Origin of the sequence: Veillonella sp. VA141, assembly GCF_003992175.1 — a bacterium.
Taxonomy (GTDB): Bacteria; Bacillota; Negativicutes; order Veillonellales; family Veillonellaceae; genus F0422.
On record NZ_RQVM01000002.1, the window covers coordinates 203,823 to 230,392 of the forward strand.

24 protein-coding genes and 1 riboswitch are annotated in these 26,570 nt (G+C 40.1%); of the genes, 8 read left to right on the forward strand and 16 right to left on the reverse strand.

Annotation, left to right across the window (positions count from 1 at the left end; all coding sequences use genetic code 11):
• Position 1: 1 nt before the first annotated feature.
• The 8 genes from EO112_RS03210 to EO112_RS03245 form a co-directional block, all read right to left on the reverse strand.
• Positions 2–352 carry a YlbF family regulator gene (locus EO112_RS03210; RefSeq protein WP_009352993.1) on the reverse strand — a complete coding sequence of 117 codons (351 nt, stop codon included), beginning with the start codon at positions 350–352 and terminating at the stop codon, positions 2–4.
• Positions 353–545: 193 nt separating this feature from the next.
• Positions 546–1,034 carry a tRNA (uridine(34)/cytosine(34)/5-carboxymethylaminomethyluridine(34)-2'-O)-methyltransferase TrmL gene (gene trmL / locus EO112_RS03215; RefSeq protein WP_009352837.1) on the reverse strand — a complete coding sequence of 163 codons (489 nt, stop codon included), beginning with the start codon at positions 1,032–1,034 and terminating at the stop codon, positions 546–548.
• A gap of 15 nt (positions 1,035–1,049) precedes the next feature.
• Positions 1,050–1,520 carry a cyclic pyranopterin monophosphate synthase MoaC gene (gene moaC, locus EO112_RS03220; protein ID WP_009352949.1) on the reverse strand — a complete coding sequence of 157 codons (471 nt, stop codon included), beginning with the start codon at positions 1,518–1,520 and terminating at the stop codon, positions 1,050–1,052.
• A 246-nt stretch (positions 1,521–1,766) separates the two neighbouring features.
• Positions 1,767–2,441: a metal-dependent hydrolase gene (locus EO112_RS03225; protein ID WP_062400982.1), complete on the reverse strand. Its 675-nt coding sequence runs from the start codon at positions 2,439–2,441 to the stop codon at positions 1,767–1,769.
• Positions 2,442–2,616: 175 nt separating this feature from the next.
• Positions 2,617–4,032 carry a decarboxylating NADP(+)-dependent phosphogluconate dehydrogenase gene (gene gnd, locus EO112_RS03230; protein ID WP_009352833.1) on the reverse strand — a complete coding sequence of 472 codons (1,416 nt, stop codon included), beginning with the start codon at positions 4,030–4,032 and terminating at the stop codon, positions 2,617–2,619.
• 23 nt (positions 4,033–4,055) lie between these two features.
• Positions 4,056–4,913: a DMT family transporter gene (locus EO112_RS03235; protein ID WP_009352991.1), complete on the reverse strand. Its 858-nt coding sequence runs from the start codon at positions 4,911–4,913 to the stop codon at positions 4,056–4,058.
• A gap of 7 nt (positions 4,914–4,920) precedes the next feature.
• Positions 4,921–6,420 carry a threonine synthase gene (thrC, locus tag EO112_RS03240; RefSeq protein ID WP_127062123.1) on the reverse strand — a complete coding sequence of 500 codons (1,500 nt, stop codon included), beginning with the start codon at positions 6,418–6,420 and terminating at the stop codon, positions 4,921–4,923.
• Positions 6,421–6,631: 211 nt separating this feature from the next.
• A riboswitch (cobalamin riboswitch) is annotated at positions 6,632–6,801 on the forward strand.
• A gap of 425 nt (positions 6,802–7,226) precedes the next feature.
• The gene (locus EO112_RS03245; RefSeq protein WP_164723938.1) at positions 7,227–8,033 is read right to left on the reverse strand and encodes an ADP-ribosylglycohydrolase family protein; all 807 of its coding nucleotides are present in this window, start codon (positions 8,031–8,033) and stop codon (positions 7,227–7,229) included.
• A 257-nt stretch (positions 8,034–8,290) separates the two neighbouring features.
• Between EO112_RS03245 and EO112_RS03250 the strand changes: the two genes are divergently transcribed.
• The 4 genes from EO112_RS03250 to ychF all read left to right on the forward strand — a co-directional run bounded on the left by EO112_RS03250 (position 8,291) and on the right by ychF (position 13,568).
• Positions 8,291–9,628 (forward strand): MATE family efflux transporter, encoded by a 1,338-nt coding sequence (locus EO112_RS03250; protein WP_127062135.1) that lies wholly within the window; start codon positions 8,291–8,293, stop codon positions 9,626–9,628.
• A gap of 140 nt (positions 9,629–9,768) precedes the next feature.
• On the forward strand, positions 9,769–10,998 hold the full coding sequence (locus EO112_RS03255; RefSeq protein WP_127062137.1) for an LL-diaminopimelate aminotransferase: 1,230 nt from the start codon (positions 9,769–9,771) through the stop codon (positions 10,996–10,998).
• 164 nt (positions 10,999–11,162) lie between these two features.
• A complete protein-coding gene (locus EO112_RS03260) occupies positions 11,163–12,137 on the forward strand; it encodes a diaminopimelate dehydrogenase (protein ID WP_127062140.1) in 975 nt (324 codons plus the stop codon).
• A 324-nt stretch (positions 12,138–12,461) separates the two neighbouring features.
• Entirely contained in the window at positions 12,462–13,568 is a 1,107-nt protein-coding gene (gene ychF, locus EO112_RS03265) for a redox-regulated ATPase YchF (protein WP_127062143.1), read from the forward strand.
• 70 nt (positions 13,569–13,638) lie between these two features.
• On the opposite strand, the gene EO112_RS03270 is transcribed toward ychF, so the two are convergent.
• From EO112_RS03270 to EO112_RS03290, 4 genes are read right to left on the reverse strand one after another with little or no spacing between them, the layout of a single operon-like run.
• On the reverse strand, positions 13,639–13,953 hold the full coding sequence (locus EO112_RS03270; RefSeq protein WP_127062145.1) for a DUF3343 domain-containing protein: 315 nt from the start codon (positions 13,951–13,953) through the stop codon (positions 13,639–13,641).
• A gap of 58 nt (positions 13,954–14,011) precedes the next feature.
• Positions 14,012–14,884 (reverse strand): sulfurtransferase-like selenium metabolism protein YedF, encoded by an 873-nt coding sequence (yedF, locus tag EO112_RS08350; protein ID WP_240629067.1) that lies wholly within the window; start codon positions 14,882–14,884, stop codon positions 14,012–14,014.
• Positions 14,874–15,902, reverse strand: coding sequence for a selenide, water dikinase SelD (gene selD / locus EO112_RS03285; protein ID WP_127062148.1), 1,029 nt, complete (start codon positions 15,900–15,902; stop codon positions 14,874–14,876). The genes yedF and selD overlap by 11 nt, the downstream gene beginning before the upstream one ends.
• Before the next feature lie 45 nt (positions 15,903–15,947).
• On the reverse strand, positions 15,948–16,154 hold the full coding sequence (locus EO112_RS03290) for a DUF951 domain-containing protein (protein WP_127062151.1): 207 nt from the start codon (positions 16,152–16,154) through the stop codon (positions 15,948–15,950).
• A 518-nt stretch (positions 16,155–16,672) separates the two neighbouring features.
• On the opposite strand from EO112_RS03290, the gene rbr reads away from it, so the two are divergent.
• Positions 16,673–17,221, forward strand: coding sequence for a rubrerythrin (gene rbr, locus EO112_RS03295; protein ID WP_009352954.1), 549 nt, complete (start codon positions 16,673–16,675; stop codon positions 17,219–17,221).
• 476 nt (positions 17,222–17,697) lie between these two features.
• Positions 17,698–18,189: a hypothetical protein gene (locus EO112_RS03300; RefSeq protein WP_127062153.1), complete on the forward strand. Its 492-nt coding sequence runs from the start codon at positions 17,698–17,700 to the stop codon at positions 18,187–18,189.
• 286 nt (positions 18,190–18,475) lie between these two features.
• Here the strand turns inward: EO112_RS03300 and EO112_RS03305 are convergent, their stop codons facing one another.
• Positions 18,476–19,864: a cation:dicarboxylate symporter family transporter gene (locus EO112_RS03305; protein WP_009352814.1), complete on the reverse strand. Its 1,389-nt coding sequence runs from the start codon at positions 19,862–19,864 to the stop codon at positions 18,476–18,478.
• A 331-nt stretch (positions 19,865–20,195) separates the two neighbouring features.
• On the opposite strand from EO112_RS03305, the gene EO112_RS03310 reads away from it, so the two are divergent.
• On the forward strand, positions 20,196–21,092 hold the full coding sequence (locus EO112_RS03310) for a LysR family transcriptional regulator (protein ID WP_009352925.1): 897 nt from the start codon (positions 20,196–20,198) through the stop codon (positions 21,090–21,092).
• Between the two features lie 298 nt (positions 21,093–21,390).
• Here EO112_RS03310 and EO112_RS03315 read toward each other — a convergent pair whose 3' ends face one another.
• From EO112_RS03315 to EO112_RS03325, 3 genes are all read right to left on the reverse strand, one after another.
• Positions 21,391–22,107: a gamma-glutamyl-gamma-aminobutyrate hydrolase family protein gene (locus tag EO112_RS03315; RefSeq protein WP_127162897.1), complete on the reverse strand. Its 717-nt coding sequence runs from the start codon at positions 22,105–22,107 to the stop codon at positions 21,391–21,393.
• A 214-nt stretch (positions 22,108–22,321) separates the two neighbouring features.
• Complete coding sequence (locus EO112_RS03320; RefSeq protein ID WP_240629332.1) at positions 22,322–23,476, reverse strand: 2-methylaconitate cis-trans isomerase PrpF family protein; 1,155 nt, start codon at positions 23,474–23,476, stop codon at positions 22,322–22,324.
• Between the two features lie 89 nt (positions 23,477–23,565).
• Complete coding sequence (locus EO112_RS03325) at positions 23,566–25,500, reverse strand: aconitate hydratase (RefSeq protein ID WP_127162901.1); 1,935 nt, start codon at positions 25,498–25,500, stop codon at positions 23,566–23,568.
• Positions 25,501–25,643: 143 nt separating this feature from the next.
• Here EO112_RS03325 and EO112_RS03330 point away from each other — a divergent pair, with 143 nt between their 5' ends.
• A complete protein-coding gene (locus EO112_RS03330; RefSeq protein ID WP_127162903.1) occupies positions 25,644–26,525 on the forward strand; it encodes a LysR family transcriptional regulator in 882 nt (293 codons plus the stop codon).
• Positions 26,526–26,570 lie beyond the last annotated feature (45 nt).

Sequence of the window (26,570 nt, forward strand, 5' to 3'; positions counted from 1 at the left end):
ATTAGTTTGCCTTTTCTAAAATTTTCATACCTTCAGTGATTGGTTCGCTAATGATTCGATAAATATCATTCGCCACTTGTGTCCAACGTGCATGCGCTGTTAAGTACGCATTCGCACCGGAATTAGCTTGTACCATTGGCAATAAGCCTTCTAATTTTTTCAATAACTCTTCCGCTTCAGGAGCATCTGCAATTTTTGCATATTCCAGTTGCATTTGTAAAGACATAAATTCTTCTACCATGCCTTTTGCTGCTTGGTCGTCTTTAATTGCCTCTTGGGCTGCCATCATCTCTTTATGTTCTTCGCTGTCACGCATTGCTTTTTGTAATTCATATGCTAAATCGTAATTCATAATTCCTCCTCCATCCTATTAGGATTTCATTCTTATATTCTTTCATATACTGTGTATGCCATACAGTCTATATTATCTAAATCTTTGGTCATTCTGTGAAAGTCTATGATATTTCACTATATATAGGCTATACCATATGATTAGACTTACTATATTTAGTATTTTCTATAGACCAATACCTACTATCAAGAGGTTACACCTCGATAGATACACCTGGTCCAACGGCCTGCAAATCTGGGAAATCCAGTTGGCGCATAGCTTCATAGGCAATGATTGCCACCGCATTCGATAAATTCAAAGACCGCGCTTCATCAATCATCGGAATGCGAATGCATGTATCTGGATTGGCTGCCACAATTTCTTCTGGCAAACCTTTTGTTTCTTTACCAAACACGAGCATATCTCCAATTTCATATTGCACTTCTGCGTGGGTATGGGCAGCCTTTGTCGTAGCATACCAAAAACGCCGATCTTTATATTGTTCATACACTTCATCCAAGGACTTATGTATTTTTACATCTACTAGATGCCAATAATCAAGACCTGCTCGTTTTAAATATTTATCTTCAATGGAAAACCCCAAAGGTTCCACCAAATGTAGTGTCATATGATTTGCTGCACAAAGGCGTGCAATATTGCCTGTATTACCAGGAATTTCCGGTTCTACTAATACAATTTCCATGATTCACCTACTATCTTATCGTTTAAAATGTCCGCTTTTGCCACCTTGTTTTTCCACAAGATACACAGGACCTATGGTCATAGTTTTATCGACGGCTTTTACCATATCATAGACAGTTAACAATCCAACTTGAACTGCTGTTAACGCTTCCATTTCCACCCCTGTAGGACCTGTGGTTTTCACTGTACTACGAATACATACAGCACGTTGTTCTTCTACTAAAGAGCAGTCTACACTCACCTTCGTCAACGCCAATGGATGGCATAACGGAATGAGGTTAGACGTTTGTTTCGCTCCCATGATGGCTGCCAATTGTGCCACTGCTAACACATCACCTTTTTTGACATTCCCACTAGCCACAATACTAAAAGCTTCCTCACTGAGCGTAATAAACCCTTCTGCTACAGCCACGCGCTCTGTATGATCCTTTTGGGACACATCCACCATATGCGCATTACCGCCTTCATCAAAATGTGTTAATTTCATAGATACCTCCATGTGAATTTCATTATACCATAGAGAAGGGATTGACGTCAGTAATCTATGTTAGAGAAAAGAGTCTACGCAAAAAGGATTGCCACATTAGCATATGCTAGTGACAATCCTTTTATGTAGAAATATTTCATATTCTCTACTATCAAGATCCGTATCCCAATGATACATTTCTATCGCTTCTGTAATTTTTATTTGTTCAAGGAACCAAGGAACTATTTATTTTTCATATTCCTTATATTACAGCTCGATAGTTTGCCCTGGATCAACCACAAGTCCAGCTTGTTTATGCTTTGCTTCTAACAAAGCCACAAAGGTTGCTGGCTCTTTATCAATCACAGGCCATGTTTTGTAATGAATTGGGATGGTTGTATTTGCTTGAATCCAAGATGCTGCTGTCACCGCATCTTCCACACCCATCGTAAAGTTATCACCGATTGGTAGTAAAGCATAGTCAATTTCACCATGGCGACTGATTAATTTCATATCACTAAACAACGCCGTATCCCCAGCAAAATACACACGTTTACCAAAAAACTCAATGATCACACCTGCCGCATGACCACCTGGAACACCAGACCCATGAAAAGCTGGTGTTAAACGGATAGAACCAAATGGGAAATTAAACTTTCCACCTAAATGCATCGCATGGCTACGAGCCCCTGCTTCAGCGGCTTTTCGAGCTACCTCTGCAGTAGAGATTACAAGGGCATCATTCTTCTTGGCAATCATATCGGTATCACCATAATGATCATCATGACCATGGGACACAAAAATATATTGGCACTCTATATCCTCTGCCTTTGCCACATCCCATGTATTACCCGTAAAAAACGGATCACATACCAACGTTACATCACCATTGCTCAAAGCAAACGTAGCATGACCATAATACGTTAACGTTACATTGCTCATAAGAATACCTCCCTCAGATTATCTTAGTCCAACAATATTTGTTAAGTAAATTATATCATTCATAGAAAGCTGGTCGCAAGATAAAGAGCATGTATACATAAAAGTCAACATCCCTAGGCCGCCACCTAGGGATGTTTGCTATATATTCATGTTACAAAATCTAGCTATATAGTAGTTACGCTTCCGCCCACTCTGTATGGAATGTGCCTTCTTTGTCTGTACGTTCGTATGTATGAGCACCGAAGAAGTCACGTTGTCCTTGGATTAGATTTGCCGGCAATACACCACGACGATAAGAATCGAAGTAATCTAAGGATGCACTGAAAGCAGGTGTTGGGATACCGTAACGTTTCGCAGCAATGATCGCTTCACGCCATTTTGCTTGGTGTGTTTGCAATGCTTCTGCGAAGAATGGATCCAACATCAAGTTGTTCAACTCTGGGTTGTTTGTGAAGGCTTTTTTAATATCTTCTAAGAAGGCTGCACGGATAATGCAACCACCACGCCACAATAATGCCATGTCACCGAAGTTAATATTCCAGTTATATTCTTTTGCCGCTGCTTTAATCAATGCAAAGCCTTGTGCATAGGAGCAAATTTTAGACGCATATAAGGCAGAATGGATAGCATCTACTAAGGCTTCTTTATCACCTTCAAAAACTTCTGTAGGGCCTGCTAATACTGGTTCTGCCAACACACGTTCAGATTTATAAGCAGACATAGCACGCGCAAATACGGCTTCTGCGATAGTTGGAATTGGCACGCCAAGGTCTAAACCTTCTTGGCTAGTCCATTTACCAGTACCTTTTTGACCAGCTTTGTCCAAGATTTTTTCTACTAATGGAGTTCCATCAGTATCTTTGACTTTCATAATTTTAGCAGTGATTTCAATAAGGTAGGAATCTAATAATCCCGTGTTCCATTTTGCAAATACATCGCCAATTTCATCATCGCTCATGCGAAGTAATTCTTTCATCATGAAGTAGGCTTCGGAAATTAATTGCATATCGCCGTATTCGATACCATTGTGCACCATTTTTACATAGTGACCTGCACCGTCATCACCTACATATGTGCAGCAAGGACCGTCTGCCACTTGGGCTGCAATGGATGTAAAAATAGGCGCCAATTCATTGTAGGAAGCTTCGTTGCCACCTGGCATCAAGCTTGGACCATTTAAAGCCCCTTCTTCACCACCAGATACGCCAACTCCTAAGAAACGGAAACCTTTGGATTCTAAGTATTTTGTACGACGGATCGTATCTGGATAATGGGAATTACCGCCATCAATTAATGTATCGCCTTGGTCCAAGTATGGCAAGAATGCTTCGATCATGTCGTCCACAGGTTGACCTGCTTTCACCAAGAACATGATTTTACGAGGTTTTTCTAACATCGCTACAAACTCTTCTGGAGTATGTGCTCCGCCGATTGTTCCTTCGTGGCTATAGTTGGCTACAAAATCGTCTGTTTTTTGTGGTGTACGGTTGTACACTGCAATGCTGAATCCATGACGGGCAATGTTGCGGGCCAAGTTTTGTCCCATAACAGCCAAACCAACTAGACCAAATTGATATAATTTTTCACTCATCGTCATACCTCTTTCTTGATTGACTACCGTGTGTGAGCTTGTTCTTCTTTCAAACGAGCCAACATCACTGATGAACTAAACATAATAATACCTGCGATGACGGTGGCCAAGGCTAGGTTTTCTCCGAAGACGATAAATCCCCAGAAGGAGTTAAAGAACACCCCTACATATTGCATAAATTGTGCCACTACTGCATTGGTTGCCACAAACGCACCAGTTAGGAAGAATTGCGCCACTACGGAAATGGCTCCGATAATCCCTAAATACAATGCTTGTGTTGCATTAGGCCACACAAAATCTGGTATCATCACGATACCGCCTACTAGCATGGTGGTGACTAAAAAATAAAACATGATTTCATAGGAACTGTGACCACCCTTTAAGCTAATGGTGCGAATCGTTGTATAGGCCGCCGCCGATAAGGCTGCTCCTGCAATGGCAATAAAAGAATACCAATGCAATCCCGATAAATTCCAAGGTTGAATCATATACACAACGGCTAAGAAGATCAATCCTAACCATTTAGCAGATCCATCAGGCAATTTTTCTTTCAACACAAAGTTGCTAAAAATCAGGACGAATATACCTGATAATTGAAATAGTATGGATGCATCTGCCATCGTCATATAGACTAATGCAATGAAATTACTTAAATTTCCTAATCCACCGAAGATACCACGCAAGGTTAATAGTCCTCGATGTTCCGTGGAAAAGGAAATTCCTTTTTGTCGCATCACTATGAGTACGGCAATTGTTCCTATGAGCCCTCTGAAAAATGTCACCTCTGCCGCCGGCATACCATCGCCTAGAAGTTTCACAAATAAATTCATAATACTGAAGGCGAAGGATGACATGAGGGAAAAGAAAAATGCTTGTACCATAGGTCACCTATTGTTTGAAAGTATCCACAAAGGATAGAATTTCTTCTTTCATAGCTTCTTTTGGAATCACCTTGGTGAAACGCAATGGCTTATGTTGCAACTCTGCCAATTGTTTCGGACAACCTACGCCTGTGACTGCCGAAATATTGTCTAAGCTTTCATAAGGAGTTGATCCTACTTTGATATCCAAGGCTTCACAAATCGGTGTTGGGAATTTGAAAGGATGCGCCGTGGAAGCAATCACCGTATGACGGTGACCATCTTCAGGATGAGCCTCTAGCTCTTTCATATAAGCTCCCATCGCCACCGCTGTGTGCGGATCCATTACATAGCCATAGGAATTGTACACTTGCTCGATGACAGCCTTTGTCATGTCATCGTCTACATAGGCGCCAGCAAACTCTTTTTGCACCGCTTGTAGTTCTTCTGGAGTGACAGAGAATTTGCCCTCTCCTTTCAGTGCTTTCATACGCTCAGCTGTCAATTCTGCATTTTCACCGCTCACATAATAAATAAACCGTTCAAAGTTAGAACTTTCCAAAATATCCATAGACGGAGAGATGGTTGTATAGAACGGACGGTTCATATCATAGGTACCAGTGCTGAAGAAATCTGCGAGCACATTGTTTTGATTGGATGCACAAATTAATTTACCAACCGGAATACCCATGCGTTTTGCATAGTAAGCGGCCAAAATATTGCCGAAGTTGCCTGTTGGCACCACCACATTAAACACTTCATCTTCGTGGATAGCCCCCGTATTTACCAATTCAGCATAGGCTGCCACATAGTACACCACTTGTGGCGCTAGACGGCCGATATTAATAGAGTTAGCAGAAGAGAACTTCACTCCTTTGTCTGCCACTTCCTTCGCCACATCAGCATCCACAAAGAGACGCTTCAAAAATTGTTGAGCATCATCAAAGTTACCTTCGATGGCTGTTACATTGACATTTGCACCTTCTTGCTTTTGCATTTGCTCTTGTTGCATAGGGCTAACGCCATCCGTTGGGAAGAACACTTGAATGTGTGTGCCTGGTACATCTTTGAATCCTTCTAAGGCTGCTTTTCCTGTATCACCAGAGGTAGCTGTCAATATCAACACTTCTTTTGTTTCTTTTTCCGCTTCCTTTGCTGCCACCAATAAGTATGGGAACAAAGATAAGGCCATATCTTTAAAAGCTTGGGTGCGACCGTGGAACAACTCCAACACGGATACTCGCTCTAACAAGGAATGCATAGGCGCCATATCTGGTGTATCGAAGTTCACCGTATTATAGGCACTACGAATCATCGTTTCTAATTCCGCTTCTGTGAAAGTCGTAAATAACTTACTCAACACAACCAGTGCAATTTCTTCATAACTCTTGTCTGCTACATCGCGGTAGGACAAACATTGTTCCGGAAACTCCGCCGGCACATATAAACCGCCATCACTTGCCAATCCATGGAGCAACGCAAAGGTTTCACTCACCGTTTCATGACTGCGCGTACTTGTATACTTCATCTCATCATCCTTTATATTACACAATATATTGTATTATCTTCATTCATTATAAATTAATGCTATCTATTTAGCAAGAAAAGGCGCACTTCAATCTCAATCATGACAATTAGTAATAAAAGTCACAATTATACCACTCTAATTATAAAATAGTCATACTTATTCATCTTGTTCTTGACATTGAAAAACTAAAAGAGTACAATACACACATACAATCAAACATTCGGGAATAGGTGCGAAAGCATAATAGAGAAGCCAGTTAAAGTCTGGCACGGTCCCGCCACTGTAAAGCAGAGCAAATCCAATTATGTCACTGGGAAACTGGGAAGGCTGGAGGCGCGTTGAAGCTGAGTCAGGAGAACTGCCTATTCATCATTCACCACTTGACCTACGAGAGATAGGGAGGAGAATCAAAGGCCTTTTTCTGATACTCCAAAATACAAGAAAAAGGATTTTTTATTACTACAATATGCGTTGTATGGGATACGTCACATATTGATGATCGCCTTATCATGGCCAAGTGAATTCACCATTATGGTATTAGCACTCAAAGTGTTGATATAGTTGTCATGATTTTGTATGGGCGTACATCATCATCCTAAAAAGAACCTGCCGGTGGGCAGGTTCTTTTTTTTGCGTCAATAGTAAATAGGGAGACCACTCACATACGAGTAGCCTCCCATATTTTTATCATAATTCTATTTTCTCTCTATCGTCATTGCCTTTCACATGGTACAATACAATTGCATAGGGGATTCCGGCCCCTTGTATCATACCCTCAAAGGCAATATGCGTGTCCAGCGCTAGCTTTAGAGGGTTTTTTCTTTGTCCATATACATGGCTTTGAAATCTTCATAGTCTTCCACCATGTAATCCGGCATTATGGATAAGGCTTTTTCTTGGATCCATTCTGGGATTCCATAATAGGCCCCCGCTACAGCACCGACAATGGCACCCAATGTATCACAGTCACCACCGATGTACATTACATTGCGAATAGCCGATTCATAGTCTTCACTTTCAAAGAAACATTGCATTCCTTCTGGCACTGTTTTTTGACAGCTTGGCTCAAACCTATAAGTCTTATGCAACTCTTCCACACTGTACTCACCAGGATAATAGGATCGTACCATTTCTTGAATTTCTTCTTTCGTCGCTCCATGAAGTGCTTTGAACACGGCTAAAGCCGTCACTTCTCCACCTTTTAATCCTTCCGGATCATTATGGGTGGTACCTGTTACAATTTGGCTCAACAACTTGACTTCCATTTCACTATTCCCTACGTAAGCCACAGGGCTAATACGCATCGCTGCTCCATTACCCCAACTACCATAGGGCTCAGTCACATCAGATAACCCCCATCGGAAAAATTTTGCACCAAATCCGCCCATCGGTAATGGATTGGAAAGAAAATATTCTTTCATACGATAGATAGTAGCTCGTTGTAAATGTGTCCCCCTTCCTTTTACATCAATTAAAGCTCGTGCAATAGCACATGTTAAAATCGAATCATCTGTAGGCTTACAAGCCTCTGACAAAAACTCGAAGTCTCTGCTTTTGATATTATTGAACTCATAGATTGAGCCCGCCATATCTCCAATGATTGCTCCTAACATAGAACTCCTTTCCGGTGTTTCCACCAAACTCATTGCGATAATTACATAGATGTATGCAAAAATTATATACATCTGTGATTTTTCCGCAATATACCTCATTACATCTATTGATATAACTGAATTGTTACCATTATACACCATGTCTTTTTAAGGGACAATACCCCTCAAGAGATATAGACATATAGTGTAGAAAGTGATAAAATTAAATGTTATTAACATTATTAATATCATAAGTAAGTTTGTTTTTGGGAGGCACTATGTCTTTATTTTCGATGATAAAACACTTTTGTTTAGTGGCTGCCCCCGTCACAGCAACACAAGTTTCATTAATTCTCGGCAGCTTCGTAGCTGTCACCTTAACGGGGCAGTATAGTACAGTGGATCTGGCCGGCATGGCTATGGGCTATAATTTATGGGTAGCAGCCTTTTTTGGTCTCACTGGAATTCTTCTAGGAGTCACTCCTATCGTATCTCACGCTTTAGGCGCTAAAAAAACAGAATCTATCGCTTCTATTATGTGGCAAAATGTCTATTTAGGGCTTATTTTTGCCACAGGTCTTATTGTAGCCACCCTGATGGGTCTTTCCCCCTTGCTAGATATACTCGGTATCGAACCCGCTGCCAAAACGGTATGCCTACAATATATGTACGCTATGTGCGTCGCCTTTCCTGCGATGATGATCATGTCCGCCTTTCGGTACATCGTCGACGCTCATGGCAATACACAATATTCTTTATATATCATTAGTAGTAGCGTATTAATTCAGTCCATCGGTAATGCTATCTTCATTCCAGGTCTTGGCCCTATTCCCGCCCTTGGCGGATTTGGTGCTGGCATCGCAACAGTCATCGCCTATTGGTATATGATGTTCTGCTACCTTGGAATGATTACGTATCACAAGAAGTTTAAACACTATCAGTTTTGGTCCTCTTTCACAGGGCCTAGTTGGGTACTCATTCGCGACCAATTATCTTTGGGTATCCCTATTGGATTGTCTATCTTTGCGGAAATCAGTATTTTCAGTGCCGCCGGTATCTCCATGGCCAACTTCGGTACTGACATCATTGCAGCCCACCAAGCTGCAGCTAGTTTTCTAGGAGTTACCTTCTCCTTTCCTCTTAGTTTGAGCATGGCTTCCACCATTGTTATCGCCTATGAATTAGGCGCCAAACGATACGAACAAGCCGTCACCTATACATGGATCACCCGTGGTGTAGCAATCTTTATCGCACTTTGCATTGGCACCTATTCCTTTACCCACATCGATTACTTAGCAGAACTTTTCACCAATGAGGAGCACATGATTCCTTTAATTGAAAGTTTCATCTCCTACGCAGTGTTCTTCACCATCATCGATGCTCTAGGCACTCCGTTACAAGGCGTGCTCCGTGCGTACCGGGATGTGACAAGTGTATCGATCATTGCTATCGGCACCTATTGGGGTGTTACCGTGCCTGTAGCTTACCTTTGTTACACATTTACAGACTTCGGTCCTTATTCCGTTTGGATTGGATTATTAACTAGTACCTCCACTGCTGCACTATGTTATATGTATCGACTACGGAGAGTACAAAGAAAACTATTAGAAATATAACTATATCTCTTACGGAGCTGTTCTTAGAACGGCTCCATTTTTTTGCTTTGACATATCTTTTTAAATACTATAGAATATAGAAATGCAATTTAAACTATATATAAATGTATCATTATTGATGTATAACAGAAGGAGCTCCTATGGCTACTATAAATCCAAATTATGAAAATCTACAAGGTTCTTATTTATTCGCAAATATTGCACGCAAAGTAGAAGCTTTCAAAGAAAGTCACCCTGAAGCAGACATTATTCGCCTTGGTATTGGCGATGTGACACGCCCTCTTGTGCCAGCTGTCATTGAAGCTATGCACGCTGCAGTAGAAGAAATGGGTTCTGCCGATACATTCCGAGGTTATGGCCCTGAGCAAGGCTACGATTTCTTGCGCAATGCCATCGTTGAAGGCGATTATGCCCCCCTAGGCATTACTATTCAAGCTGATGAAATCTTCGTATCTGACGGTGCTAAATCTGATGTGGGCAATATTCAGGAAATTTTCTCTGAAAATAATATCATCGCTATTACTGACCCTGTATACCCTGTATATTTAGATTCTAATGTGATGAGTGGTCGCACTGGTAAAGCTATCGACGGCATCTACGAAAAAGTGGTATATTTACCAACCAATGCGGAGAATCATTTCTCACCGGCATTCCCAAAAGAACGAGTAGATATCGTCTATCTTTGCTGCCCTAACAACCCAACTGGCACTGTATTAAGCCGTGCTCGTTTGGCGGAATGGGTACAGTGGTGTAAAGATAACGAAGCGATCTTAATGTTCGACTCCGCTTATGAAGCTTTCATCACATCCACAGACACCGTTCGTTCCATCTATGAAATTGACGGTGCTCGTAAAGTGGCTATCGAGTTCCGTTCTTTCTCTAAAACAGCCGGATTCACTGGTACTCGTTGCGCCTACACTGTAGTGCCTCACGAAGTAACTGCAAAGAACGCAGAAGGCAAACGTGTTCCTCTGAACCCAATGTGGAATCGTCGCCAGACCACAAAATTCAATGGTGTTCCTTACATCATTCAACGTGGTGCTGCTGCTGTTTACACACCAGAAGGTCGTGCACAAATTAAAGAACACATCGCTTACTACATGGAAAATGCTCGCATTATCCGTGAAGGCTTAGAAGCCATTGGTCTAACTGTATTTGGTGGTGTTGATGCTCCATACATTTGGATTCAAGCACCAAAAGGCATGACTAGCTGGGACTTATTCGATACCCTATTAGAAAAGGTACACATTGTAAGCACTCCTGGTTCTGGCTTTGGTCCAGAAGGCGAAGGCTATTTACGTCTCACTGCATTCGGCAGTCGAGAAAACACCATTCGTGCAGTCGATCGCATTAAAACATTACAATTTTAATATCCCCCCTTTTCTCTATGAGAATTTTTCGCTATAATGGTACATGCGAAAAATAGCGGATATAATCCTCCCTATTTTATTTCATCATATACTGTAATCTTACATTACAGTTCGTATAGCATTAATATTAATGAAAGTATCAACTTTCACGAAAGGAAGTAACAATGAGCAACATTCGTATTGGTATCGTTGGATACGGCAATCTTGGTCGCGGTGTAGAAGCGGCTGTAGCATTACAACCAGATATGGAATTAGTAGGCGTATTCTCTCGCCGTTCTGGTTTACAAACTGTTAGTGGCGTTCCTAGCTACACAATGGAAGAAGCAGAATCTTTCAAAGGCAAAATCGATGTCATGGTATTATGCGGCGGTAGTGCTACAGACCTAATCGACCAAACTCCTGCTTTAGCAGCGCATTTCAATGTGATCGACAGCTTTGACACACATGCTCGCATCCCTGAACATTTCGAAAATGTGCGCAAAGTAGCCCAAGAAGCTGGCACAGCAGCATTAATCTCTTGCGGTTGGGACCCTGGCATGTTTTCCTTGCAACGTGTGTACGCTGAAAGTATCTTACCACAAGGCGATTCCTACACGTTCTGGGGCCGTGGCGTATCCCAAGGTCATTCCGACGCGATCCGTCGTATCGAAGGCGTAGCAGATGCTCGTCAATACACAGTGCCTAAACAAGAAATTATCTCTGCTATCCGCAATGGTGAAACACCAGAAGTGACAGCTACTTCTTCTCATCTTCGTGAATGCTATGTAGTATTGGAAGAAGGCGCTGACGCAGCTCGCATTGAAAATGAAATCAAAACTATGCCTAACTACTTCGTTGGCTATGAGACAACTGTAACATTCATCTCCCAAGAAGAATTGGATACCAACCACAAAGGCATCCCACATGGTGGCCTTGTGATCCGCAGTGGCGAAACTACAACAGGTACAAAACACATCTACGAATTCGGTTTACAATTAGATTCTAACCCTGAATTTACTGGTGCTGTATTAGTAGCCTTCGCTCGTGGCGTACATCGCTTAGCAGCACATGGTGGTCGCGGTGCTTTCACAGTATTCGATATCGCACCAGCTTGGTTATCTCCAAAATCCGCTGAAGAATTACGTGCCCATTATCTATAAGATATACGTTTGATAATAGTATCTTCGTTCATGAGATACACGAGGCTGTAACAAAATAGCACCCAATAAAATAGAGGAACGTTGATCAAGAAGTATCAACATTCCTCTATTTTTATATTTTATATAAATCTATTGGCAGTCTATATGCAATTATGGTATACTATGACTGTAAAAAGAGAGCCCTCAACGTGCACTAGGCGTTAGGCTCATCTCGAATGATGGAACACGAAATGCCTAACGTGTTAAGGTCCACTAAACCTTATATCGTTAGGCATTTATATTACTTTAATAATTTATCGCAACCAACAAAGGAGTTACCCACACATGAGCACAAATTTAGAAGTAGGCATTGTAGGCCTTCCAAATGTCGGAAAAAGTACATTGTTTAATGCTATTACAAAGGCTGGCGCAGAAGCGGCAAACTACCCTTTCTGTACCATCGAACCAAATGTAGGCGTGGTAGACGTACCCGACGCTCGTTTAGCGGTGTTGGCTGAGATGTTCGGTTCTAAACGCATCTTACCTGCTGCTATGCGTTTTGTAGACATCGCCGGCCTTGTGGCTGGTGCATCCAAAGGGGAAGGTTTGGGCAACAAATTCTTAAGCCACATTCGCCAAGTCGATGCCATTGCACAAGTCATCCGTTGTTTCGATGACCCTAACATCACACATGTGGCTGGTTCTGTAGATCCTGTTCGCGATATTGAAATCATCAACACTGAACTTTGCTTAGCTGACCTTGAAAGCGTAGATAAACGCTTACAACGTATTGCTAAATTAGCAAAATCTGGTGACAAAGATGCTCGTGTGGAAGCACCTATTTTAGAAAAAGTATCTGCTGCATTAGGCGATGCTATCCCTGTTCGTGCCCAAGGTTTAACAGAAGATGAGCTAGAGATTTTAAAAGATTTAACCTTATTGACAGCAAAAAAATCTTTATACGTAGCCAATGTGGGAGAAGATGAAGTATCCGACTACTCTGGCAACGAATTTGTCAAACAAGTAGAAGAGTATGCAGCGAAAGAAGGCTCTGGTGTAGTTGTAGTATCTGCTCGTATCGAATCTGAAATCGCTGAATTATCCGACGAAGAAGCAACTGCTTTCTTAGCTGACCTTGGCTTAGAAGAAAGTGGCTTAACGAAATTAATCAAAGCTAGTTACTCCTTATTAGGTTTAATTAACTACTTCACAGCTGGTGAAATGGAAGCTCGTGCCTGGACTATCGTGGAAGGCACAAAAGCTCCACAAGCAGCTGGTAAAATCCACTCCGATATCGAAAAAGGCTTCATTCGTGCGGAAATCGTATCCTTTGACGATTTAGAAGCTTGCGGTAGCCAAAATGCGGCCAAGGAAAAAGGTCTTGTTCGCCTAGAAGGCAAAGACTATATTATGAAAGACGGCGATGTAACACATTTCCGCTTCAACGTATAATAACCTACTAACAATACAGGCATATACAGTGTACTTTTACTTAAAATATCACTGTATATGCCTCTTTTAGTTAGCAAGGTCTGCGTACATATTCAGTTGGTTCTTTTCCCTTTTCATAATAATACATATGCGAAGGGGTTATTTTTTCTACTTCAAAGATACGCAATACTTCTTCTATGTATTCTTCTTGCACACCAATAGAGAGCCCACAAGCGCTAGATAGCTCTGGTGGAACTGGCATTAACTGATGAGGCACTTTATATTGCCCTAACATTTTATCTGCTTTATCTGCAAAATAGTAAGAGCTAAATAGAACGAGTACTTTTTGTGGTACCTTATCTGTAGCTGTATCAGGTTTCTTACTATCTACTGCAAAAACGTTCATATGCGTCTACCTCATTCAATCTTTCCAGGTCTATCTACCAATGTTACCACGCATCTAATTACAATGTAACAAATGGTTCTTGCATCATACTTTCAGTAATAGCATATAGATTCGTAATAGTGCCTACTTGTACTTTATCTTTCACCTCGTAAAAGTCCAAGCAAATGCCACAGCCACTCACAGTTACCCCTGCTGCTTCTAAGGCTTTGAAGTTTTCAATATGTTCAGACCCTTCTACCAGCATTTTAACAGCACTATTAATGCAATAGATGGCTTTGGGTTTCACATCTGTTTCTGTCAATACATAGATGAACGTTTTCATCAAATTACGACCTAACTCTTCACTGCCTTCACCTAAATAGTCTTTTGTCAGCAATAAGACTTTGCCACCCATAGAAGGGGTTGGCACAGACGGTACCGTGGTTCCCATCAATTCAGGGGGAACTGTATCTTGACTAATCGGCGCACCCATTGCTGCTTTTTCTGCTTTTGTTTTTTCATAAGCTGCAATACTGCGCTCCAAGCTACCTGTACCATTTGTCATATAAAATGGGGCCTCTCCACCGGCAATCGTTGTATTCGTTACAATCTTTCCTAGGGGTGCAGCAAATTCATTTTCAAAAATATCTTCCAAATCCAGGTCCTCTAAATCATGCGAAGTTTGAATATTTACAGCACTAACCGCAGTCACTTCCGCTTTCACCGCTGTAGGAGGAATCAATACAACGATGTAATTTCCCTCTTGTTCTAATACATGGTTTTCATAGCCTCGGTATTCTCCTAATTTCACCACATTGTCACGGCTTACATCATTGTCGACAATGACTTTTACATACAGATTCGCATCAGAATCCATCGCTTTTTTTGCTTCAATCACAGGCGCTGGGCATACTTGGCCTCGCATATCTATCGTTACTTCTTTATTTGACATAGACTTGTTTCCTTCCTTCCTGAATGACACGGCCGATCTGTGCAGCCTGTAAACCCTTTGCTTGTAACTCTCTAAGCAGATGTTCCCCTTCACTTTCAGAACAAGCAAATAATAAACCACCTGATGTTTGCGGATCAAAACAAATATCGCTCCATACTGGGTCTAAATGGTCAGCAAACTCAGCTTGATCACCTAATGCTTTACGATTCCCATACGTAGATGCTGGGACTAAGCCCATACTAGCAGCCTCTAATACATCCGTAAAGAGAGGAATTTGCTCCGCATAGAGTTCCACAGATGTTCCACTAGCTTTTGCCATTTCAGATACATGACCAATCAAGCTGAATCCCGTAACATCCGTACAACCATGAATGATAAACTGCGCCGCCACATCTCGAGATCCTTTATTAATCGTTCCCATACTGTGCACAGCTTCCTGCACACCTTCAGGGAATACGCCACCTTTTGCAGCCGTGTTCATAATGCCCGTTCCAATCGGTTTAGATAGAATTAAGACATCACCCACTTGAGCATCTCCATTCGTCCAAATATGACGTGGATTAATGAGACCGGTCACAGCCATTCCAAAAATAGGCACTTCATTTTCGATACTGTGACCACCAAGAAGAGCTACTCCCGTCTCCAGTAAGACCTCATTGGCACCTTCTAAGACCTCACGAAGGACACCTTCTTTCACTAAAGACACAGGAAATCCTACAATATTCAATGCTGATATAGGCGTGCCCCCCATGGCATATATATCACTTAAACTATTGCAAGCCGCTACTCTACCAAAGAATCTCGGATCTGCCACTGGAGGTGTAAAAAAATCCACCGTCTGTACAATAGCTTGACTTTCATTAATTTGATACACTCCAGCATCTTCCATACCAGATGCATCGGTCAATACAGCTGGATGTGTAGGCATCTTCATATGTTGCAACACATCCTCTAAAATGTGCGGCCCAATCTTGCAAGCACAACCGCCCTTAGCTGCATATTTCGTTAAATCAACCATAGGTATCCCTTTCCTAGAAAATTATTATGATTTACGAATCATATTTTATTCTTCTGTTGCTTCTTTTCTGGATACTATCTTTTTTACATTCTTTTCAAACTTAGATCGTGGTATCATCACTTGATGCCCACAGCCTTCACAGACTGTTACGAAATCAACGCCAGTTCGTTTAATCTCCCAATTCTGACTACCACAAGGATGGGGTTTCTTCATTTGTACCACATCACCTACTTGGTATTTTATAAATCCCATAGGCACCTCCTATTTCCATGATTATGTTTATAGTATATCATCTAACTTTATATTTCTCTATAGGGCCGTATGGGTATTACTAAAAGTTTGCACTAAGTCTGTCAACCCTCTCATCAGTACTGATGACTGCTATCACTTGTTAGCAACTGACAACTCCCCTTTTCTGTTTCATAACTAAGAAACCCTATAAATAGAGGGATTTCTATGTATTATCATTACAGCTTTATCTCTTGAGTTCGATTCTCAATTTCTTTTCTGTGTAATCCCTTTATTTTTATAGGGAATTAAATAGCTATAAATGCGATACTATAGCCGATTGAGAGGCTTTATCATTTACAAAAAATTTTAAATTTTTCTAAAAAAAGACTTGCATTTCTCATTTTCATAGTCTATAATGTAATCAACAATGATTATTCGTTAAGTAACGAAATCAATAGGGACTTGTTCAAGTGAACAAGCCCACTATACAAATAAGTATTTATTTTATTACAACAATGTAAAGTACATGGAGGAACAAAATGCCAGAATTAAAAGGTACTCAAACAGAAAAAAATCTTCAAGCAGCATTCGCTGGTGAATCTCAAGCTAACCGTAAATATACATACTATGCAAGTGCAGCTCGTAAAGCTGGTATGAACAAAATCGCTGATTACTTCGAAGAAACAGCAATCAACGAATCCGCTCATGCTAAAGTATGGTTCAAATTGTTACACGGTGGCGATGTAAACGCTGACGTAGCAATCAACTTAAAAGATGCTGCTGCTGGCGAACACTACGAACACACTGTAATGTACCCAGAATTTGCTAAAGTTGCAAAAGAAGAAGGTTTCGCTAAAATCGCTTACTTATTCGAACAAGTTGGTGTTATCGAAGCTCGTCACGAAGAACGTTACCTTGACCTTGTAACTGCTGTTGAAGGCGGTAAAGTGTTCAAACGTGAACAACCAGTTGCTTGGATCTGTGCTAACTGTGGTTATATCCACATCGGTGAAGAAGCTCCAAAACTTTGCCCAGTATGTGCTCATCCACAAGCATTCTTCTCTCAACACGGAGAAACTCTTATCTAATCAGTAAGCCGAGTGGTTTCTTAGATAAGTACTATAAGATTGTATCAAGTGATACAAAACAACCTACATAGAGAACTAAGTAGTTCTAAGGGTAAGTACCCCATACAAATTATATACTAAGTAGTAATGATATATACCCAAGTGGGTCAAATTACATATACCTTATCCCAAGTGGGTTAGAACTAGTATAGGTATACTAAAGCGACTGTGAAAACAGTCGCTTTTTTGTACCCTAACTCATAAGTATATAGGTTCATAGGTATCCTCCATATAGTAGCTATACATATCTTTCACCATGTATCATCGTATCTTCATATTACTAGGATATACTTTAACTACAAGGTCCACTTCTCAAGATGGATACTAGTATGTAACAAACCCTTACACGCAGTTGTTTTCAAAATATACCTGCGGTGATAAACACTACTAGGTACTGAACTATATTTTACAAATGTAATGATGAAAAGGAGACACTTATGAAACGTGCACTACTCTTGACAACACTAGCCATGACTATTGGTTCTTCCGCTTTTGCTTCATCCATCAACTACCCTAGTTTTCAAAGCGACCATACACCTATGTCTTTTAAAATGGTATCTACTGAGGATATGAAAGCATACACGAAAGATTTGGAAACTTACTTAGCAGATACAGATGCAGTGATTCAAATGTTGATTACTAAAAAACGTGCTGCTATCGATGCTTACAATGCGGGTGTACGTGAATATAACAAGGATGATTTTTTTCATAAAGATCGTGTAGAACCTTACTCCTATGATGAAAGTTACTCCCAAACTAAACGTGTAGGTGGTCATACATACCATACCTTTGGTGATACTGTGATTATCACATCACCTAACTCTATTCCTGTAGTTGAAGAAACAAAATCACAAAAAAAGGAAGAGGATGACGCCTTCGCACGCATGATGCGTCGTATGGAACGCCACCTAGGCATTGATCGCTGGTAAGGTTTCCTATATATACCCTTAAATACCCTTAAATAGCCTTACCTATATTCTTTTATATTCCCTTCCCTATATCAATATATACCCCATACAAATAAGGGCCTCTGTCGCACGATAGAGGTCCTTATTTTACATCTGTCATGGCACATTCAAGGAATAGAATATCCTATTTTCTTCAACTCCATGATAGAAAAAAGCTGCAACCTACGCGATATCAATAGGTTGCAGCTGTATATCTTTTAGTACTTTCATCATAGATACATGATGCATCTAATACATTACTTATACCTTATCGAATTGTTTTTGTGTCGTTAAAGGCTTCTTGGTCAAAAGTTCCTTGCAAACGATCTACTACAATAGCATTTGTCATAGAACCACTTACATTTAACATTGTACGTCCCATATCTACAATAGGGTCTACTGCTAAAATTGGAGAAATGGAGCCGAAGAATGCTCCCATACCAGTACCAGATAAGGATACGGATGCTGCCATAGTTGCTGTACCTGGAACTCCTGCAATCCCTAAGGAGCCTAATGCAATTACGATAACGCTCATCACATACATTGTAAAGTCTAATGGCACTCCAGATACGCGAGCGATATAAACGATACATAAGGCTGGGAAGATACCTGCACAGCCTTGCATGCCTGCTGTCGTACCAAAACTTGCTACTGTATTCGCAGTAGCAGGATTAACACCTAATTTTTTAGTTAATGTTTCTACCGTCAATGGTAATACACCCATACTAGAACGAGATGTGAAAGCCAAGATTAAGGCTTCTTTTGCTTTACGGAAATACATGATTGGACTAACGCCAAACATAGTTAATAATACAGCTTGTACTACTAACATGATTGCAACACCTACATAGATTAAGATAATAAACAAGCCCATGTCAGCAATAGCGCCAAACCCTTTTTGCGCCAATGTTGTGGCCAACAACGCCACAACACCATATGGCATTAAGCCGATCACAAAATCTGCTACCCAGAAGATAACTGTGTGCACTTCATCAAATAATTTTGTGACTACTTCTAAATCACTGGCACCATGTTGTTTCACAAGTCTAGCAACACCACCAATAATAACGCCAAATACAACAACAGCAATAACATTAGTTTGCGCCATTGCATTAATAGGATTTGCTGGTATCAAGGCACGCAATGTATCTACAACAGGTTTTACCTCTCGCATTTTAGAATCACCAGCCACTGCTAAAGTACCTTCCCCTAATCCTGTTACAGTACCTAGCACTAAACCTACAATAGCAGCAATACCTACCATGATTAAAGCTACTACACCTGTGGAGGATACAAGGCGTTTTAAATTCGCATTCGTATCCATATGCAAAATAACATGAACAATGGAAATAAATACCACAGGAATGACAAGCATTCGGATTAAATCAATGAATCCTCCCCCAATAAGAGAGAACCACTTCGTGCTTTCCTTAATAAACACCACGTCCATTGGGTTTTTAGGGAATCCTGCAATCAATTGCACCGCAACCCCTAACACAGCACCTACTACAGTGGCAATCATCACCAATGTGCCGAATTGAATATTTCTTTTTTGAAGAAAATACACGTATCCCAACGCAATAAGGAATAACACAAGTATTCCTACTGTCATGGGATCGCTAATCATGAGAAATTGTGTAAAAAATGGCATATCCATACAAATTCCCCTTCCTTTCCAGACCTAACTATAGTCCAATTACTTCTTGATTCCCTGCACTGTACAGGCAACAATATGACCCAATTATATCATTCTCAATATAGCACGTCAATATTCCTACTTTTTATATAGGTTTATATCCATGAGTTATAATCATAAACTAAACCATAATTAACAGCATTAGTTAACAAATATAGGAGACGAATTATAAAATTTATAGTACAATAGAATAGTAAAGGTTAACAATAAGAGATCTATTGTACGATGATGTGCGCCCATGAATAGAAACGAACTAACATGACATCTGACTACGTATGTTTAGGAGGATACCATGGATACATCTTACTATTATAATTTTATCATCTTAGTACAAACGGGGAATATGACGCAAGCAGCAGAGATACTGCACATTACGCAACCAGCTTTAAGTAAGCAACTCAAGTACTTAGAAGCAGAATTTGGTACCCCCCTATTAGTTATCAAACGTGGCCAACGTGGAGCTAGCTTTCACCTCACCGAAGCCGGTCGCATTTTCTATGAAAAAGCACAACAATTGTGTTCCATTGAGGAGTCTACCTACGCTGATGTAAAGCGTCTTAGTTCTGAGGTAGAAGGCACTCTTCGTATCGCCTCCTCTGCCTCTAGGTCTACCGCCTTAATTCAGCAATATTTGCATTTCTTTTCCCGCCAATACCCTGTGGTGCGTTATGAAATCTATGAAGGATTAATGACAGATGTTACAGAATCCTTATTAAATGGTAGCGCTGAAATTGGTCTATGCAACGAGCAAATGGTAGATACCAACAAATTTGATGTTCTCTATACGCAAACGGAGGACTTATATGCTCTGTTCCGAAAAGATTTATTTTGGACAGACCGTGACCTAGAAAGTATTTCTTGGAATGATATTGCCAAATGTCCTCTTAGCTTGTCTGGTGGTTCTGTACGTATGTTGATGCAAGCTCATCACAATGACTTCTCTTCTCTCAATGTTATTTCTGTAACTACCACAAAGAGTTCTGCCATTGAATGGGCTCAATCTGGACGTACCATAGCCATTATTCCTATGGATGGACAGGAAACTGTATCTCATCCAGATATGACTCGCATTAAGTTAACAGAACTGACCAACACATTCTATAAAGCGTTTATCACTATCAAAGGACAACCTTTGTCTATGGTGGCACAACAGTTTTTAGAATTCTACAAAGCGCATTCAGGAGAATAGTAGCTACGAGGCTATGCATTTTATATCCATGTGAATAAAAACACTACAACACTTTACAGTGCATAGAGGAACATTGATCATTGCGTATCAATGTTCCTCTATTTATTTTATATTCATATATTCCGCACTATTGATGCCTTTATCTAAGTATTTTATAGTACAGGGTATCTACAACAATCCGACTAATACACAATACAAAAAAGGGTCCCTAAGGACCCTTTCAATATGTAAATTACATGGTATATCAATTTCCTTACACAAGCTACGCCATTTGAGAGCAAAATTAACTCTTTACATATTACTTAGCAGCGGCTACAAAATCTTCAAAAATTACTTTATTTAACTCTGTATGACGCATCATTTCTGGATGGAATTGATACGTACGTAGGTATGGATAGTCAGTGCCTTCCATTGCTTCTACTACAGTATCTTTCGCACGTCCTACCACACGCAAGCCTTCCCCAACTTCTTTCACGACTTGGTGATGATGGGAATTCACCATCACTTCTTCTGCACCTACCATAGCAAATAATTGGGAGTCCTTTTCAATCACCATGAAATGAGTTGGTAATCCTGCTGTTTGGCTTTGGGCATGCTTAATCGTAGCAAAGGCAGGTAAATCTTGATACAAAGAACCTTTGTGAGCTACATTGATGATTTGATGACCACGACAAATACCCATAATAGGAATGTTTCGCTCTTTCGCAAAGGCTAATAGACGCATATCAAAAATATCGCGTTCTGGCCAAATTTCACCTAATCCACGTTCTGGTTCTTCGCCATAGAATTGTGGAGCAATATCATGACCGCCAGATAAAAGTAACCCATCAATGCGCTCCACCAAAGCTTTCAACACAGCTTCATCTTCTTGGAATGGAATAATCACAGGAATACCACCTGCTTCTAATACGGATTGCACATAATCATCATTTACATAGGATCGTTTATACCCTGGGAATGGACCTCCTTGGTCAATCATATGAGAACCTGAAATGCCGATTAATGGTTGTTTCATGTATATTACCTCTCCTTACTTATATACTATAATATATAGCTATATAATAAAGGAATTTATCCTTCATTACAAGGTGTACATATATCTATTCACAAAAATAGATGTATTTTTTGATTCCCACCATACTATAAAAATAGATATAGAGGAAAGTCCATACTATAGATGGGCTTTTCTCCGTATATCATGGTATATCTCTTACAATAACTTGTTTCTACTAGTATTTACCTACCTTAACATAGGCAATGCCATCCATAATAGGTCTAGCCGTTCTTGCTACACCAGCTTTGGTAACATATAGACTCTCTGTATCTATATCAATAGTAAATGTAAAAGTCCCACTTGGATGACCCAAAGTAACGGTTTTTGTACGCTTAGCTTCTTCACTGACTACATCATTGACGATTGTCCCTGGAATGAGCGCTGCTGTTGCAGTAGCAATACCTCCCGTCACTGCATAGGCCTTATGAATCACTTGTAATGCTTTTGTTCGTGCTACTATATCTATCGATGTACCTTCAATAACACGGCCCTGTATATCTGTATACGTACAAGCCGTTCCCACCATACATACTTTTGGAATGGCTGGACTAGCACTATCTTTTGATGTAGCTAATCCCATTCTGACAGCGGCAGTCCTACGAATATCTTCTAATATAGCCAATAGCCCCTCTTCATCTGTTTCAATGTCACTTGGCAGTTCTGTTCCTGTATATCCTAAATCTTCTGCTTTCACAAATACACTCGGTGTGGCAGAGTCCACAAAACTTACGTCTATCCTATGATTGTTCTTCGCTGTATGCGCATTGCCCACTTCCAAAGTGATGGTATCTCGCACATTGCCTGTAGGCAGTAATTTCCCAGTTTTAGACCCACTAGGGGATTGAAAATAAAGCATAATTTGTGCCCCTGTACCAGGAACTCCATCGATGGCAAAGTCTCCTGTTACCACTGGTAATCCACCTTGTACAGGTATATGAGCTTCTATGATTTTATGGGTATTCGTATTATGTATACGAACTACAGTTATTGGCTCTACTGGTTCTACCAAACCACGTAACATAGCAAAAATACCAACTCCAGATGAAATATTACCACAATTACCTTCATAATCGACAACTGCCCTATCGATACCTACGTAAGCAAATGTATAATCTACATCACATCCTTCTACCGAAGCAGGTCCCACAATAGCCAGTTTACTCGTTAAAGGGTCTGCTCCTCCAATCCCATCAATTTGACGTACATCTGGACTCCCATAGAGGGATAGAATCATTGCATCTCGTTCTGTTGGATCTGTTGGCAAGTCTGGAGCATATAAATAAGCTCCTTTACTAGTTCCGCCACGCATGTATAATACGGGTAATTTCATATAATCTTTCATCATACACCTCGAATATAGAGGATGACACAGTCTGCACTGTGCCATCTCCTACTGCATATATTAACTATTATTACTAATTATTGTCCACCATTACGCAAGAAGTTCAATTTACCTCCTGCTCGAACAATTTCTAGTTGTCGTTCATTTAATGGTGTTCTTAATGTATAAATAGTAGATTTTGTTTTATTCTCTACGGTAAATACACCAGCTGCAAAGGAAGCATCATCACAATGATAGAATAATTCATCACCTTCTTGAATACTCTCATAATCTGCATCATTTTCAAATAATAAAGGCAAAATACCAAAGTTAACAAGATTATCCATATGAATCCGTTCAATAGATTTTGCAATCACTGCTTTTACTCCTAAATACATTGGGCAAAGTGCGGCATGTTCACGAGAAGATCCTTGTCCATAACTTTCACGAGCTACAATCACATTATAGTATCCATGCTCAACATTTTCTTTACATTGCTCAGCAAAATCTGCTTTTACAGGACTAAATACATATTGACTATATTTAGGTACATTCGATCTAAATTTCAAATATGGTCCAGCTGGCATAATATGATCTGTAGTAATTTTATCCTCTACTTTTATAGCCACTTTAGCAGAAATCGTTTCTGGTAAGGCACTATTACTTGGAGGTTCACCAATATTAGGGCCACGTAAAATAGATTGGTTCACATCACAGCTTGGAGCAACAATCAAGGAATCATCAATTTCATACACCTCAGGGAGCTCAATTGTTGGTACTTCTATCCCTATTTCACGAGGATCTGTAATCGTTCCCGTTAAAGCAGAGGCTACCGCTGTTTCTACTGAAACTAAATGCACTAAGGCATCTTTAGTCCCACTACGACCCTCATAGTTACGGTTATTCGTACGTAAAGAAATAGATTTTGTTCGTGGTGCTTGCCCACAACCTACACAGAATCCACAAGCACTTTCAAACAGACGTGCTCCGGAAGCAATTATATCTGCTAACGCTCCATTTTTTGTAATCATTGCTAATGCTTGCTTGGATCCAGGAGCTACCCCAAAACTCACATCTGGATGAATTTTACGTCCTTTCAACATTGCTGCTACGATCATTAAGTCTCGATAACTGGAATTGGTACAGCTTCCCACTAACACTTGATCTACGGCAACATCTTTTAATTCTGCTACTGTTTTTACATTATCTGGAGAGTGTGGACATGCAATCATAGGCACTAATGCATTTAGATCAATTTCAATGACTTCATCATACTGTGCATCTTTATCTGCCTGTAATTCCACCCATACATCTTCACGACCTTGAGCGCGCAAAAACTCTTTTGTTTTTATATCACTTGGAAAAATGGATGTAGTAATCCCCATTTCTGCACCCATATTCGTGATTGTTGCTCTCTCTGGTACTGTTAAAGATGCCACACCTTCACCTGTATACTCGATGGCTGTTCCTACATTTCCTTTAGTGGTTAAAATACTTAATACTTTTAACACGATATCTTTTGCTGCACACCAAGGTTGTAAACGCCCATTTAATTTAATATTCGTAACTTTAGGACAAGTTAAATGGAATGGCTTTCCTGCCATAGATGCCGCCACATCCATACCCCCAACACCGATAGCAAACATCCCTAAACCTCCAGCAGTTGGAGTATGACTATCTGCACCTACTAAGGTTTGACCTGGTCTAGCAAATCGTTCCAAATGTACTTGATGGCAAATCCCATTACCTGCTTTTGAGTAATAAATACCATATTTACTTGCTACATCTTGTAAATATTTATGATCATCTGCATTTTCAAATCCATCTTGTAATGTATTATGATCTACATAGGATACGGATAGGGTTTTTACTGTATCTAAACCTAGTGATTCAAACTCTAAGTACGCCATAGTCCCTGTGGCATCCTGTGTTAACGTTTGGTCTATGGCAACAGCAATATCTTCACCTGCAACCAATCTTCCCTCTACTAAATGAGATTCTAATATTTTATAGATTAAACTTTTTCCTGCCATCTTAGTCCTCCTACTTATGACTAACTACGGTTTTACCTTACTTGAAGGCCTTTATAGTTTAAGTATATATGTTGTAAGTAAATAAATAAAATAGATTACATTTATCTTATGTGATAAAATATTTTTATTAAAGGAGGGCTACCATGGAAACTATGGAAAAAGATTGGCATTTTTTTATTGCTATTGCAGAAGAGGGAAATATGACGAAGGCAGCCAATCGCTTATATATCTCTCAGCCTGCGTTATCTTATCGTCTACAGCAACTAGAAAAGCAGTTCAATAAACCTTTATTTATACGTACATCTCGTGGCGTTACCTTAACAGAAACAGGGGAATTATATTATCACTATGCCTTAGATATGCTACATAGAAAGCGTGAATTTGAAAACATTCTATCCAATTATAGTAAAGAAATAACAGGAACATTACGGCTTGGCGTCTCGAGCATCTATGCCAATTATATGTTACCTGATATTTTATCAGGGTTTACGCAAGCCTATCCAAAGGTAAAGTTAGAAGTTTATACTGGCATTAGCTCTAAAATAGCTCAATTATTTCAGTCTAATGAGGTAGAGGTTGCTATTATTCGCGGTCCTCAATCCATTGACGGTGAATCATTGTTAATTCATACAGATCGCATCGGTTTAGTAACCAATACGTCTTTACCTTCTAAACCTATGCCCAGAGAAGACATCTTGACTTTGCCATTTATACGATATGCAACAGCCCATGATTTATATACTATCATCGATAAATGGTGGAAACAGCATTACCAAGTCCCTCCCAACGATAGTATAAAAGTTGATACCATGGCTACATGTCGACAATTCATCAGAAAAAATTTAGGATGGTCTGTTCTCCCAGAAACAGGATTGGGAAGGTTCTCTGATGAATTTACCTTTGAACCATTACTATGGGAAGATGGTACACCTCTATTGCGAGAAACAAAGCTTTATTATCAAGCAAATGCCCTACAACGTAGAGCTGTTCATACCTTTATTACCTATATAAAAAGCACTATATAATAGTCTATTGCATATACATATACTAGATATACAAAAAGGATTGAA